Origin of the sequence: Streptomyces sp. NPDC127117 (genome assembly GCF_042677325.1) — a bacterium.
GTDB lineage: Bacteria > Actinomycetota > Actinomycetes > Streptomycetales > Streptomycetaceae > Streptomyces.
In genome coordinates, this window is sequence record NZ_JBHXTM010000027.1 from 17409 (window position 1) to 30266 (window position 12858).

Annotated in this window: 13 protein-coding genes and 2 pseudogenes; 3 read left to right on the top strand and 12 right to left on the bottom strand. The window is 70.7% G+C overall.

Annotated features, from left to right (window positions below):
- Positions 1-61: 61 nt before the first annotated feature.
- From ACFVH0_RS23430 to ACFVH0_RS23470, 9 genes and pseudogenes are all read right to left on the bottom strand, one after another.
- Positions 62-1339, bottom strand: coding sequence for a choice-of-anchor A family protein (locus ACFVH0_RS23430; protein WP_385822947.1), 1278 nt, complete (start codon positions 1337-1339; stop codon positions 62-64).
- Positions 1340-1527: 188 nt separating this feature from the next.
- Positions 1528-3495: a transglycosylase domain-containing protein gene (locus tag ACFVH0_RS23435; protein ID WP_385822949.1), complete on the bottom strand. Its 1968-nt coding sequence runs from the start codon at positions 3493-3495 to the stop codon at positions 1528-1530.
- Between the two features lie 102 nt (positions 3496-3597).
- Positions 3598-4083 carry a hypothetical protein gene (locus ACFVH0_RS23440; protein WP_385822951.1) on the bottom strand — a complete coding sequence of 162 codons (486 nt, stop codon included), beginning with the start codon at positions 4081-4083 and terminating at the stop codon, positions 3598-3600.
- 25 nt (positions 4084-4108) lie between these two features.
- Complete coding sequence (locus tag ACFVH0_RS23445) at positions 4109-4480, bottom strand: DUF983 domain-containing protein (protein WP_385822953.1); 372 nt, start codon at positions 4478-4480, stop codon at positions 4109-4111.
- 71 nt (positions 4481-4551) lie between these two features.
- Positions 4552-5343, bottom strand: coding sequence for a DUF4253 domain-containing protein (locus tag ACFVH0_RS23450; protein WP_385822955.1), 792 nt, complete (start codon positions 5341-5343; stop codon positions 4552-4554).
- A gap of 52 nt (positions 5344-5395) precedes the next feature.
- Complete coding sequence (locus tag ACFVH0_RS23455; protein WP_385822957.1) at positions 5396-6058, bottom strand: 1,4-alpha-glucan branching protein; 663 nt, start codon at positions 6056-6058, stop codon at positions 5396-5398.
- Positions 6059-6082: 24 nt separating this feature from the next.
- Positions 6083-6334, bottom strand: a complete 252-nt coding sequence (locus tag ACFVH0_RS23460) for a DUF397 domain-containing protein (protein ID WP_385822959.1) — start codon at positions 6332-6334, stop codon at positions 6083-6085.
- A pseudogene (locus tag ACFVH0_RS23465) lies at positions 6331-6994 on the bottom strand (DUF5753 domain-containing protein); the annotation flags it as partial. The pseudogene ACFVH0_RS23465 and the gene ACFVH0_RS23460, both read right to left, overlap by 4 nt.
- 127 nt (positions 6995-7121) lie before the next feature.
- Positions 7122-7925 (bottom strand): HEAT repeat domain-containing protein, encoded by an 804-nt coding sequence (locus tag ACFVH0_RS23470; protein WP_385822961.1) that lies wholly within the window; start codon positions 7923-7925, stop codon positions 7122-7124.
- 68 nt (positions 7926-7993) lie between these two features.
- On the opposite strand from ACFVH0_RS23470, the gene ACFVH0_RS23475 reads away from it, so the two are divergent.
- Positions 7994-8461, top strand: a complete 468-nt coding sequence (locus tag ACFVH0_RS23475; RefSeq protein ID WP_385822962.1) for a hypothetical protein — start codon at positions 7994-7996, stop codon at positions 8459-8461.
- A 124-nt stretch (positions 8462-8585) separates the two neighbouring features.
- Positions 8586-9005 (top strand): annotated as a pseudogene (locus ACFVH0_RS23480) (GNAT family N-acetyltransferase); the annotation flags it as partial.
- A gap of 12 nt (positions 9006-9017) precedes the next feature.
- On the opposite strand, the gene ACFVH0_RS23485 reads toward ACFVH0_RS23480, so the two are convergent.
- Positions 9018-9476, bottom strand: a complete 459-nt coding sequence (locus ACFVH0_RS23485; RefSeq protein ID WP_385822964.1) for a hypothetical protein — start codon at positions 9474-9476, stop codon at positions 9018-9020.
- Between the two features lie 22 nt (positions 9477-9498).
- On the bottom strand, positions 9499-10230 hold the full coding sequence (locus tag ACFVH0_RS23490) for a hypothetical protein (RefSeq protein ID WP_385822966.1): 732 nt from the start codon (positions 10228-10230) through the stop codon (positions 9499-9501).
- A 351-nt stretch (positions 10231-10581) separates the two neighbouring features.
- On the opposite strand from ACFVH0_RS23490, the gene ACFVH0_RS23495 reads away from it, so the two are divergent.
- Positions 10582-11769 (top strand): serine hydrolase domain-containing protein, encoded by a 1188-nt coding sequence (locus ACFVH0_RS23495; RefSeq protein ID WP_385822968.1) that lies wholly within the window; start codon positions 10582-10584, stop codon positions 11767-11769.
- Between the two features lie 291 nt (positions 11770-12060).
- Here the strand turns inward: ACFVH0_RS23495 and ACFVH0_RS23500 are convergent, their stop codons facing one another.
- Positions 12061-12771, bottom strand: coding sequence for a DUF4232 domain-containing protein (locus ACFVH0_RS23500; protein WP_385822969.1), 711 nt, complete (start codon positions 12769-12771; stop codon positions 12061-12063).
- Positions 12772-12858: the final 87 nt, after the last annotated feature.

Below are 12858 nucleotides of genomic sequence, written 5' to 3' on the forward strand. Positions count from 1 at the left end.
AGGTGCCGGGGCGCCTGTGGGATTTCCGCGTGTGCGGGGTTCCCACAGGCGCCCTTTCGCGTCAGGCCCGCTTGGAGCGGCGGCGGGCCGCCACGGTCAGGCCGGCGCCCGCGGCGAGCACCACGACGGTGCCGATGGCCAGCGGGATGGTGCCGCTGCTGCCGGTCGAGGCCAGATCGCCGTCCTTGCCGCCGGGCGTGCTCTGCGACGGGGCCGGGGTGGCCGGTGCGGATTCGGAGGGGCTGTCGGACGGGGTGCCGCTCGCCGGCGGTGTGCTCGCCGGGGCGGAGGGGGTGCCGGTCACCGGCGGCGTGGTGCCGGGGGTGTTGCCCGGGGTCGGGGTGGCCGGGGGCGGGGTCCCGCCGGTCTCCGGGAGGCAGCCGGTGAAGGGGAAGTGGTGCGTCTCCGCGCCGCCCGAGCCGTGCAGCGAGGCGACCCAGACCGAGCCGTTGACGGGGGCGCCGGTGCCCAGCTCCAGGTGTGCCCTGGGGGCCAGCACGCTGCCGGGCCAGGCGGCCTGGCTGCTCTTGGTGACCGTAGTGGCGTCGGGGAAGTTCCACAGCAGGCGGGCACGGACCTTGCCGTCGGAGGCGCTCTGGAGCTTGTCGTCGAGTACGTAGTCCTGGCCGCCGGAGAGGAAGAAGCCGGTGGTGCCGGCCTTGGCCATGTCGTACGTCGTGCCGCTGACGTTGACGATCGCGGTGGCGCCCGCGGGGACCTTGAGGTAGATGTCCTTGGCGCCTTCGAGCTGTTCGGCCGTCACCTCGAAGATGTTGCGGGTGGTGTTCCCGCCCTCCAGGGTGAGCTTGCTGCCGCTCGGCTTCACTTCGGTGCCGCCGGTCGCCGGTTCCTTCGCCAGTGCGGTGGAGTAGGACCGGAGCTTGCCGAACTCGGCGTCGAAGTCGATCAGTCCGGCGTTCTTGCTGAAGGTGCCGGAGTGCATTTCGAGGGCGCGGTCGCTGACCTTGCCGCCGACGACCGCGTTGCCCTTCATCACCGCGGTGACGGAACTGCCGTTGAGCAGGTCGCCGCGGACGACGAGGGACGCCCGGCCGGGCAGGGCGTCGACCTCCGCGGCCGTCAGTTCGTTGGCGGCGCTGAAGCCGCCGCGGAAGTCGGCGTTGCCACCTACGGCCACCGCGCCTTCCGCGTCGGGGGTGTGGACGTCGTCACCGAGGACGAACTCGCCGTACTTTCCGGCGATTCCGAAGGCGTCGGTGGTGCAGGCCGCCGCGTCGGCGGCGGGTGTGGCCTGTGCGGCCGGGACGGCCGTCAGGCCGAGGACGAGGGCTCCGCCGAGCACTGCGGACGCGGCGGCGGCGGTTGCGGATATGCGCATGGGGGCGTGTCTCTCCAGCGGAGGTGCTTGTAAAGATTCCGTGGCGGCTTCGGCCAAGTTCTTCACACAATAGGATATTGGTCAAGACCAATGCGCAGAGTGCTGCTTTGCCCGGTTGCCGGCTCCGGCTCCGGTTGTCGGTTGTCGGTTGTCGGCCCCACGCCGTTGTCAGCCCCCGGTCCGTGGGCCTACTTCCCTGTGACGTAGGCGTTCCAGATCCGGAGCGGGAAGACATTGCCGCGCCCCGAATCGGGTCCGCCGACCCCCTGCATTCCCAGCAGTTGAGGGGTGCCCGGCTTGTTGCGGAACATCGTGACGGCCGTGGTCAGCCCTTGGGTGTGGCCGATGAACCAGGCCGACTTCATCCGGTCGTCCTCGCTGGTCGCGCCCGCCGAGAGGTCGTCGGCGGCCTTGGTCCTGGCGAACGTGCCGAACTGCCCGTCCTGGCCCAGCCGCGTCCAGGCCGCCATCCCCAGGGTGCTGTTCACATCGTCGGCCACCGAGGCGTCCATCGCGCGCCGCAGTTCGGGCTTCTCGAAGCCCTCGATCTCCTCACCGTCCCGGGTCATCCCGGTCACCGAGTAGGGGTCGGCCCTCATGCCGTCGTTGCTGAAGGCGGTGTACGCGTCCGCCATCCTGACCGCGCTCGGTGTGGACGTGCCGAGGGGGAAGGACTTGTCCAGACGGGCCAGGCTCTCCTTGTGCAGCCCGGCCGATACCGCCAGTTCCTTCACCTTCTTCAGCCCGATGTCCTTGCCGAGCAGCGTGAAGGTGGCGTTGGACGATTTGATCAGCGCATCGCGCAGGGGAGTCGGTGCCGTGACCATCGCCCGACCGGGACCGGCACCCGACGGGGTGGGGAGCGCCGTGTACGGGCCGTTCTTGATCAGACGCCCCGTACTGTCGTAGCCGCTGTCCAGGGTGATCCCGTCGCCGTGCTGGAGTGCCGCAGCCAGCACGAAGGGCTTGAAGGCCGAGCCGACGGGGACGCCCGCCGTGTCGGCGTTGTTGGCGAAGTGGGTGATCGCGTCGGCTCCGCCGTACACCGCGACCACGGCCCCGTCGGCCCGCACGGATGCGGCGCCGACCTCGACGTACTTGTCCTCGGAGCGCTTCTTCGGGTCGAGGTCGCGCTTGCGCACGCTGCGCACGGCCCGCTCCAACTGCCCCACCCTCGCCTTGTCGAAGGTGGTGTGCACCCGGTAGCCGCCCCGGAAGAGGTCCTTGTCGGTGAGGCCCGAACGCTTCTTGATGTACTTGTTGGCGATGTCGACGAGATAGCCGGTCTGGCCGCCGAGGCTGGTCGGCTTCGCGGCCGGCTTCGGCTCGGGGAACTTCTGGTACGCGGCCCGTTCGGCCTTCGTCATCGTCCCGATCTCCACCTGCCGGTCGAGGATCCACTCCCAGCGGTCGACGGCGCGTTCGTGGTTGCCCTTGCCACCCGCGGGGTCGTACTGCTCCGCCCCCTTGAGCAGGGAGGCGAGCAGCGCCGCCTGGCTGGGGTCGAGGTCCTTCGCGGGGATTCCGTAGTACGCGTTCGCCGCTGCCTGGATGCCGTAGGCGCCGCGGCCGAACCAGCTGGTGTTCAGATACCCCTGGAGGATCTCCTTCTTGCCCTGCTTGTTGTTCAGCTTCAGCGAGATGAAGAATTCCTTGAACTTCCGGGTGGCCGACTGCTCCTGGCTGAGATAGGTGTTCTTCACGTACTGCTGGGTGATGGTGGAGCCGCCCTGGGTCTCACCGCCCTTGACGATGCTCACGGCCGCGCGGGCGATGCCCGTCGCCGATACCCCCGGGTCGGAGTAGAAGGTCTCGTTCTCGGCGGCGATGACCGCGTTCTCCACCGAATCGGGTATGTCGGCGAGCGTCACGTTCTGCCGGTTGACCGCGCCCACGCTCACCAACTGGCTGCCGTCCGCCCAGTAGTAGACGGTGCCCTGTCTGCGCGCCTCGTCGTTCTCGTTCGGGATGTCGACGGACGCGTACACCACGGCGAACAGGCCGGCCAGTGCGACGACTCCGAGCAGGACCCCGCTCAGCACCTGCCGCCACGAAGGGATCCAGCGGCGCCAAGTGCGTTTCCCCCGGCGGGGATAGTCGATGCCGAGTCTGCGATGGCGGATCGCTCGGGTGGGGCGGATGGGGCTTCGGGCCATGCTCCAGCTCCTCGTTCACCGTCCCGTACCGGTGGCGCGGGGCTTGTGAGAGAGGATGTTCCGGATCGCGATCGGGTTGTCTCGAAGTCTGTCCGGATGTGATCAGGCGAGGCCCGCTTCTTCCAGGGCGGATCTCGCGCAGGCCTGTACGAGGGGGTCCTCCGCGGACCCTCCGGCGGCGATCAGGGCCTCGGTGACCGCCGGGTCGTCCGAGGCGTAGGGGCCGAGCGCCATCGCCGCGTACTGCCGCACCAGATCCTCCTCGGGGTCGTTCAGCGCCGCCAGCAGGGCCCTGCCCGCGCGGTGGCGCAGATCGGGGTCGGTCGGGGGCCACAGGCGCAGGACGGTGGCGGCTTCGGTACGGGCGAGGTCGTACTCGCCCGCGTCGGCGACCACCGAGACGAGGAACGGCTGCGCGGCCGTGTTGTCGTCCAGTCCGGCGATGATCTCGCGTTTCCTGTCGCTGTCGGCCGGCAGGGCGCGGAACTCCTCGACGAGGCGGGCGAGGTGGGTGAGCTGGTCGGCGGGGGAGGCAAGGGTGGCGTGGGTAGCGCGGGTGGCGTCGTCAGGGGCCGGCTCGGGGGTCATGGGCGGTGTTCGTCCGTTCGAAGGTTCAGGGCCAGTTGATCAGGGTCATGAAGGCGACCCAGGTGAAGAACACGGTGGCGGGTGCGGCCACGGCGAGGCCGATCGCGGTCGGTGGCCTGCGCCTGGTGAACACCCAGCTCGCCACCAGGATGACCAGGGCCAGGAGCAGGCCGAAGCAGGAGACCGTCCAGGCCGGACCGAAACTCGCGTCGAATCGGTCGGCATCCGCCTTTGAGCAGGAGTCGCAGGCCATCGGCGAAAGCATGCTGTACACCAGGGCGAAGAACGCGAGCGGGAGCGTGACGACCGTGGAGATCAGTGAGGCGACCCAGGTGTGCCGGGCACTGTTGGTGCTGTTGGTGCTGTCGGGGGCTTCGTCCGTGACGTTGTCGGGCATGCGTGCGATTCAACCGGGTGCCCCGGTGCGGCACATGAGTTTCCGTACCCAGGGCCTCCGGTCGGCTCGGGTCAGTCCCACCAGAAGGACCAGGTCTCCTGGTTCAGCACCATCTTCTCGGCGTAGACGTCCAGGTCGTACGGCGGGTTCTGCTCGATGTTGTCCGGGCAGAACGCGAAGTGCTCGGCGGCGACCGCGCGGGCCTCCGGGAGGGTGGTGGGCGGGCGCCCGACCGAGACCATCAGGGTGTCGAAGCCCAGCACCACGACCCGTATGCCGAAGCGGTCCTCCCAGGAGCGGAGCACGGCACAGAGCCGGGCCGTGTCCTCCTCGAAGTTGAGCGGGCCCGACCAGCCGATCGCCGCCGGTATGTCCGCGCTGCGCCGGGCCGGGACGAGTGCCACCCGCGAGCCGGGGTACCAGCCGTCCGGGCCGACGCACTCCTCGGCGATCGCGGCCGCCAGGTCGTCGGGGGCGTCCTGTCCCTCGGCGGCCGGGACGGGGGCCAGGCCCGGCCACTCGCCCTCGGCGGCGTCGAGCTCCTCGGGCGCGCAGTCCTCCCAGTACTCGCTGAGCACCTCCTCGGCGTCGTGGTCGCCGGGGTACGTGGTGCTGTCCGGGGTCAGGTCCCAGTCCTCGGGCCGCTCGTCGCGTCGCCCGCCGTCTATCAGTACGGGAAGCAGGCCGACCGCCCGCCCGGCCGCGCGCAGTGTGCGCCATGTGCCGTGGGACGCGGGCTCGTCGGCACACCAGAGCAGCGGCTCGTGCCAGGTGCCGTCGATCGTGGTGTCCACCAGCGTGCCGGGCGGGAGTCGGAGCCCTGAAGTGGCCAGGGACGGGAGCGGGTTCGGGAGCGTCGCCATGCCTATGACTCTAGGCGCGGCCACTGACAACCGGTCCGGCGCTCCGGTTCGGCTACGGGTGTGCGTGAACGACGACGAACTCGGTGGGCGCCATGGTGCCGTCGGGCAGTGGCGCGGGCGCGGTGACGTCGCCGAGTGCCTGGCCGTCGGCGTTCTGTCCGGGCCGGAGCACGCGGTTGACGCGGAGGGTGAGTCCGCGTCCGTCCGGTGCCGTCGTGACCAGGATGTCCGTGCCGTCCGGGCTGTTGGTGGCGGTGAAGGAGGCGACCTCCGCCGTGCTGCCGGGTTCGTCGAGCCGGGCGGTGACGGACGGGTCCGGGGTGTCGCTCGTGCTCTGCATCTGCGGCTCGGCCTCGCCGGCGACGAGCGCGAGCAGCTGGGCCACGACGACCGGGTCGTGCGCCCCGTCGTACACCCAGCGCTGCCCCAGTACGCCGTGTTCCGTGGTGCCGATGAGTGCGTCGTCGGCGCCCGCGAGCGGTGTGCCGCGATAGCTGAACAGCACCTGGTACGTGACCGGTTGGTCCCCCGAGGTGTCGGTGACCACCATGAACTCGATCCCGACCTCGCCCTTCGGGTCGTCCAGGCGGAATCCGCCGGTCCGGGCCGGCTCGGGCTGCTGCCCGGTGCTCCGGTACCAGGGCTGCGCGGGCAGCCAGGTGGTGAGGAGTTCCAGCTTGGTGGGCGTCAGGGTGGTGCGGTGGATGACAGCCATGGCGGTGCGATTCCTCCGGTGGGTTCAGGCGGGTCGCCGGTCGGCGGCGAAGCCGGCGAAGGCCGTCCAGGTGGTGGGGGCGAAGGTGAGGACGGGGCCGTCCGGGTTCTTGGAGTCGCGGATGTGGATCGCGGCGGGGTGGGCGGCGATCTCGACGCATTCGCCGCCATCGCTGCCGCTGTGGCTCGATTTCTGCCAGTCGTAGGCGATTTCGAGGCAGGCCCCGCCCTCGCTGCCGCTGTAGCTGGACTTGAACCACTCTCGTGCGGTGCTCATAACTCTCCTGGCGGCCGGTCCAACAGGCCCTGCTTTTCCTCGGCGTTTAGGGCCTGCGTCCGCAGCATCGCATATCTCTGGGCCAGGATGCTGATCTCGTCCGGTCGGAGATGAGCCGGCTGCCGCGCTGAGTTTCGGTGTACGCGACGCGTTGGTGGTCCGGTGTTTCCAGCAGGATGAACGGCCCGTCGAGCCCTGCGTGAGACGTCCGGCCCAGCGGCATGACCTGGAGGGAGATGCCCGGCGGATCGGCGCATTCCCGAAGGTGGTGCAAGGTTTCCCGGTACACCGCGTTGCCTCCGAGGCGGTCTCGGACAATGGCCTCGGAGATGACGAAGCTGGTCGTGGGTGGCACTTCGCGGCGCAGGATCTCCTGGCGCCTCGGACGTGTGCCGATATGCGTGTCGATCTCCTTCCTGCTGAACGTGGGAACTCGGCTGTCGAACACGGCACGTGCGTAGTTCTCGGTCTGGAGCAGGCCGGGCAGGACCTGGTTGTCGTACAGGACAGCGCCAGGGCCTCCCGCTCCAGGTCCAAGTACGCCTCCGCCCACGCCGGGATCAGGTCGATCTCCGGCATGTTCGCCACTGCCTCCTTCGACGCGCCCTTGGTGTCCAGCTGTTCGTCCAGCTTGGCCGCGAGGTCGGGCAGTGGAGCGCGTCAGCCGACGCTTTCCGGCGCTTCCGCTTTCCGGGGTGCATACGGAGCGAACTTCCACGTGCGCGCTCGCGTCACGCGCGCATGACCCGTACAAGAATTCTGTACGGGTGCGCATGGGCCAGGACGGTCAGGACCGGGGCTCGGGCGGGGTCCATTCGACGGCCTCCCGGACCGTCGCGTCCGGGTCCTGGGCGAGGCGGTTGAGGAGTTCCGTGGCGGCCGGGCTCGACCAGTTCTCGACGGCCCATACGAGGGCCCTGCGGACCTTCGGGTCGGGGTGGTCCGCGAGGTGGGCCAGTTGGTCGACCGGTCCGCGTCGGCGCATCGCGAACCAGTTGAGGGTCTGGACGAGCTGTTCGGGGTCGCCGGGGCTGCCCGCCGCGGCGATCTGGCGCAGGAGGACCGCGGAGGCGGGGGGAGGGCCGTCGAGGGGGTGCGGGCGGCGTTGCCGCAGGCGCTGCGAGCCGTACTCGCCGCGTACCCGGCAGCCGAAGCAGGTGCAGGGCGTCTTGCCGTTCGAGTCGGGGAAGTAGCGCCAGCCGGTGACCTGGCTGACCGCGCGGATGCGATGCACCTCGCGCTTGGTGACCGCCCGGGGGACGAACACCTCCCAGCCGCGCGGGTCGGGCAGGGCAGTGACACGGCGTACGGCTTCGGCGGCCGTGACGGTCGCGGGGTCGCGGTGGTAGCGGCCCAGGGTGACGGGTTCGTCGTCCGGCAGGCGGATGTGCACGGCGACGAGTCCGCGCGGGCCGCTGCGCCGGGACAGTTCGCGCAGCCACTGGTGGGTGAGGGTGTACGAGGGGAGGACGGGGAAGCAGTAGAGGCCCCGTGGCAGTGAGGCGTCGCGGCCGTGGCTGATGGCCCGTATTCCGGAGCGGCGGACGCGTGGAGCGTTCGCCGCGGGTGTCAGGTGCACGAACATTGCCATGCGGACGATGCTAACGAGCGGGTGTGCGGCCGGCCGGGTCCGCCGTGTGTTCTGGGATGCTCGGCGGTGTGGATGCGGACAGCGTGGTCGTGCAGATCATCGTCGTGCGGTGGTCCGTGTCGTCGAGGGGCGGCGAGGGGGCCCGGCTGCGGAGCAGGGTGCCGAAGGGGTTCCTGCTGCCCGAGGGGGTGTCCGGGCCCGTTGTCCACCGCGTGGAGTGCGACGAGTGGAACGGGTTCGTGCCGCGCTTTCGTACGTTCGACAGTTTTCGCCCGCTGGAGAGCGACACGCCGTTGCGGCTCGCGATGGAGGCCGACGGCGTACGTGTCTTCGCCGACCGGAACCGGCGGGTCACCGCTCCTCCTGCCCGCCGGTTGAGGTCCGGGCAGTGGCTGCGTTGGCGGGACACGTCCAGCGGGCGCCGACGGGTCGGGATGACGGTCGTGAACGTCGCGGCCATCGGCCGCCCTCCGTCGAACCTCTTCCTCGGGGCACCCACGTACAAAGCCGAATCCGTGGAAACCTGGATCGGGTGACGGGCCGCCCGCCGTCCGTCGCTGATCACCAAGAGTGCAGTGAGCCGTATGCCGATGACGAACACCCCGAAAACGGCAACGGTCGACGATGCTGAGCAGATCGGCCGCATGCCGGCCAGTGCCTTTCTGGGTGTCGCCGGAGGGCCGGAAGAAGGCCGTTCCCGACGCGGAGACCGTCCAGGAACCGGAGAGCATCCTCGGCGACCGGGCTTCGCTGTTCCGCTCGGCCGTCGGGGCGGCGGCCGAGCACGGGCCGAAGGAGCCGCACTGGCACCTGGCGGTGGTCGGCGCGGACCCGGCCGCCCGGGGACAGGGGCACGGGGCGGTACTGCTGCGCTCCGGCCTGGCCAAGGCCGACGCGGCGGGCCTGCCCGTCTACCTGGAGTCCTCCAAGCCGGACAACCTGCCCTTCTCCGAGCACTTCGGCTTCACCGTGCTCGGCGAGGCGGAACTGCCGGGCGGCGGACCGAAGCTGTGGGCCATGCGGCGTGCTCCCCGTACGCCGGACGGCGTCCGAGACCCCTCGTACGGAACGACCGGCTGACCCCGGCGCCGGTCACCCGTCCCGGTCCGGGGCGGAACGGCCTTGGTTCCTGCGGTGGTTCAGCCAGGAGACGGCCAGGACGGCGGCTCCGGCACCGAAGACCGTGACCGGAACCCAGACCTGCCGGTGCAGCGGTGACGTGGAGTCGTACGCCCAGCCGGCGCCCGCGAAGATCGTGTCACCGGCGGACACTTCGGCGCCGGAGATCTTGCCGGAGGCGGTACGGCCGTCCGCGAACGCCCACGTCCCGTAGCAGTGCGAGGCCGGCAGCTGCGGCCCGCCTTCCACGCACTGCGTGACGCTGCGGACGGTGGCGGACTCGCCGGTGATCAGTTTCCGGGCGCCGTCTGCGACCCACAGGGCGACCAGGACCGGCAGGAGGGCGGCCAGGAGCGCGGCGGCGGCAATGGAGGCCAGGGATTTGAGCCGGGTCGGTCCGCCGGGACGGACCCGGTCGCTCGCCTCGGACATGGCAGCCCTCTCCCGTACGGCTCTAGAGCCTGTCGGCGCAGAGGAGACGGTCGCTGTGCACCGGGTCGTCGTCGATCAGCGAGTTCTCGGTGAACATGGCGTCCGCCTCGCCGTCGCACGGGTCGTCGAAGCCGCCCACGACGGCGTCCTCGATGATCTTCGTGACCTTGTGGGTGGCGCGGTCCTTCTTGCCCTTTGCCCGGCAGGCCACTTCCGAGACGGAACTCCCGGCCTCGGCCGTGCCGTGCACGCAGTCACCGACCTCGATCCGCGGGCCACCGCCCCCGCCCGGGTCGCCGGGGTGCGGGGCCTTCAGATTGCGCATGCAGGCGTAACCCTCGCCGGAGACCGGCCTGTCCTCCAGGACCGCCATGCTGACCGGCACGTTGACCGCGAAGTCGGCGTTGTCGGAACAGGCGGTGGCTCCGAAGGGATCGGGGAGGCCGATGTCGGCCCGGTCGATGACCTTCGCGACGGCCTCGGGACCGTCGCAGGGAACCTCGCGGTAGACGACCTTCTGGCCCGGCTCGGCGGCCGCGCACTCGCCCTCGGCGAGGAACTGCTCTCCGTACGACGGATTCACGGAGGGGGTCGGCGGAGCGACGGCGGTGGCGGATGTCCGGGGCATACCCGACGGATGGCCGTCGCCCGCCTTTCCGCAGCCGGTGATCAGCACCAGCGCCGCGACCGTGGCGACGGTCGCGGCAGCGTGTCTGCGTGATGACGACGGCGTACGACCGCTCCTCGTACGCACATTTCCCCCTCGGGCTCGACCTCCTATTCTACGATCGACTTCCCTTGGGGGAACGTGAGTTGCCGCAGTGCCGGGTCTCGCTTCGTGGGGATCACGGAGTGGGGCGAGGGGGGCCTTCCGGTGGCCGGTGGCCGGTGGGCGGCGGGCGGTGTTTGAGCCGTTGTTTCCCGTTGCGGGGCAGGGCCGGGCGCGGTCGCTGCGACAGGGGGGTAACCCGACCACCGATCCGGATGATTGCCCCATCGCGCCGGCCCGCACCAGGCGGGCACCGTGGAGGGCACGGGGCAGCGGGGATGAGGAATCGTCAGGCACTGGGCCGCAGCCATGACTTCGAGGATTGAGGACGTACACGTGGCGAAGCACAAGCGTGCGCTGGCCGGTGCACTCACACTCGCAGTGGCGCTCGGCGTCGCGGGGGCCGCGCTCCCGGGGAGCGCCGCCGCCACGACCGCCGCCGCGGAGTCCGCGGGCCACGGGTCCGCCACCGGCCACGCCCGGCTGCAGGAGATCCTCCAGCGGCTGACCACTGTCGACGGCGCGCCCGGAGCCCTCGCCGAGGTGCGGGACCGGCGCGGCAGCACGGTGCTGACCAGCGGTGTCGCGAACGTGGAGAGCCACGCGCCGGTCCGCCGCGACAGCAGGTTCCGGATCGGCAGCATGACCAAGATGTTCACGGCGACGGCCGTGCTCCAACTGGTGGGAGAGCATCGTGTCCGCCTCGACGCTCCGGTGGAGCGCTATCTGCCCGGCGTCGTCCGCGGACACGGCAACGACGGACGGAAGATCACCGTCCGTCAGCTTCTCCAGCACACCAGCGGCCTGCCCGATTTCCTCGACCACCTCAAGCCGCAGGAGATCGTCTCGAACCCGCTGGTCCGCTACGACCCCCGCGACCTCGTGGAACTGGCGCTCAAGCACCCCCGGGTCTTCGAGCCGGGGACCGACTGGGACTACTCCAACACGGGCTATCTGCTCGCCGGCCTGATCATCGAGAAGGTGACCGGCCGCACATACGCCGAGGAGGTCCGCGAGCGCATCATCGAACCGCTGCACCTGCGCGAGACGTACGTGCCGCGCGCCTCGGCGATTCCCGGCCCGCACCCGCGCGGATACGCGCAGCCCGGCAAGGACGCGCCGCTCCTGGACATCACGAGGGTCGACCCGTCCGTCGGCGGCGCGGCCGGCGGGATGATCTCCAGCGGTACCGACCTCAACCGGTTCCTGGGCGCCCTCCTCCGCGGCGACCTGCTGCGCCCGGCCGAGCTCCGGGAAATGATGAAGACCCGGTGCACCGGCGGCAAGGACGGTCGCGCGTACGGCCTCGGCCTGGAGAGCAGGCCGCTGCCCGGTGGCGGCCTCTACTGGGGGCACGCCGGTGACTTCCTGGGTTACGAGACGATGGCCGGTGCCACGGTCGACGGCAGGCGGGCGACGGTCATGGTGAACCTCGGCCCCGGGGGTTCGGACGCCCGGAGCGATGACATCGAGGCGGCCGTCCGGACGGCGCTGTCCGAGGGCCGCCCCTCGATCCGCCCGTAGGGCCTCTCGTTCGGATCAGGCCGGGCTCGCGTGCCCCGGTGCCGCACCTCGCCGCGTTGTCGTCGGTAGCCAGGGCTCCTTTCCCGAGCTCTCGGCCCCGCTCGACCAGGGGAGACCCCATCCGGCTCCCCCTCCGCCCTGCGATGCACGACACCGGACCCCACTCCCCGATCCGGCCCGATCCAGACGAAAGACCCTGGCCGTGCCCGCGGCGAGGTGAGGGGCGGCCCGCGGTCCGGTGCGGCACGGCTGTGGGGCTCGCCGCCTCCACCGAGGCCGGACACCGGAGGATCAGTACGTGAGGGCGTCGGCCATCTCGCTCTGCCAGTAGGTGACGAAGCCGTTGTCGCCCCAGGTGGTGCCGGCGGGGAGGGTCAGCTCGGCCGGGGCGCCCGTTGAGCCCTGGTTGGCCTTTCCGGTGAAGTACACCGAGAGGTGGGCGCTCTTGTGCAGTTCCTGGCCGTCGGGCTCACCGGACAGCCCGATGGAGGCGTAGGCGGACTGGCCCGGCGCGAGGGTGACCACGGCCTGCGGGATGCTGTCGCGGAGGACCGGGAAGGCGGACTGGGCGTCATCGAAACGGAGTGCCGGCGCGTGGTACGCGTAGCAGGGCACGGAGCCGGTGTTGGTCGCCGTGAGCAGCAGGTGGTTGATGGGGCGGCTCACCTTGCTGACGGTGACCTTGGTGTTCGAGCCGGTGCAGGTGACGGGGGACTTGCTGCCGCTGCCGGTGGAGCCGGCGCTGCTCTTCCCGCTCCTGCTGCCGCCGGTGGAGCCCTTGGCCGCGGTGGAGACGGTCTCGGCGGGGGCGTCGGCCGTGCCGCTGTCGGTCTCCTTTGCGTCCTTGCCCGTGTCGGGGGCGGTGGCGGTGGTGCTCGCTGCCGGAGCCCCCGCGCCGGACTTGCCGTCGTTCCCGTCCTCGTTGCCGCCGCAGGCGGTGAGCGAGAGGGCGGCCAGGAGGGCGGTCGCGGCAAGGGCGGTGGTGCGGATGTGGTTGCGCATGGTGCTGGTACTCCCCGTGTGCTGGTGATGGTGTTCGGTCAGTTGTGGCAGATCAGGACCATGACGATCGCGGTGGACACGATCACC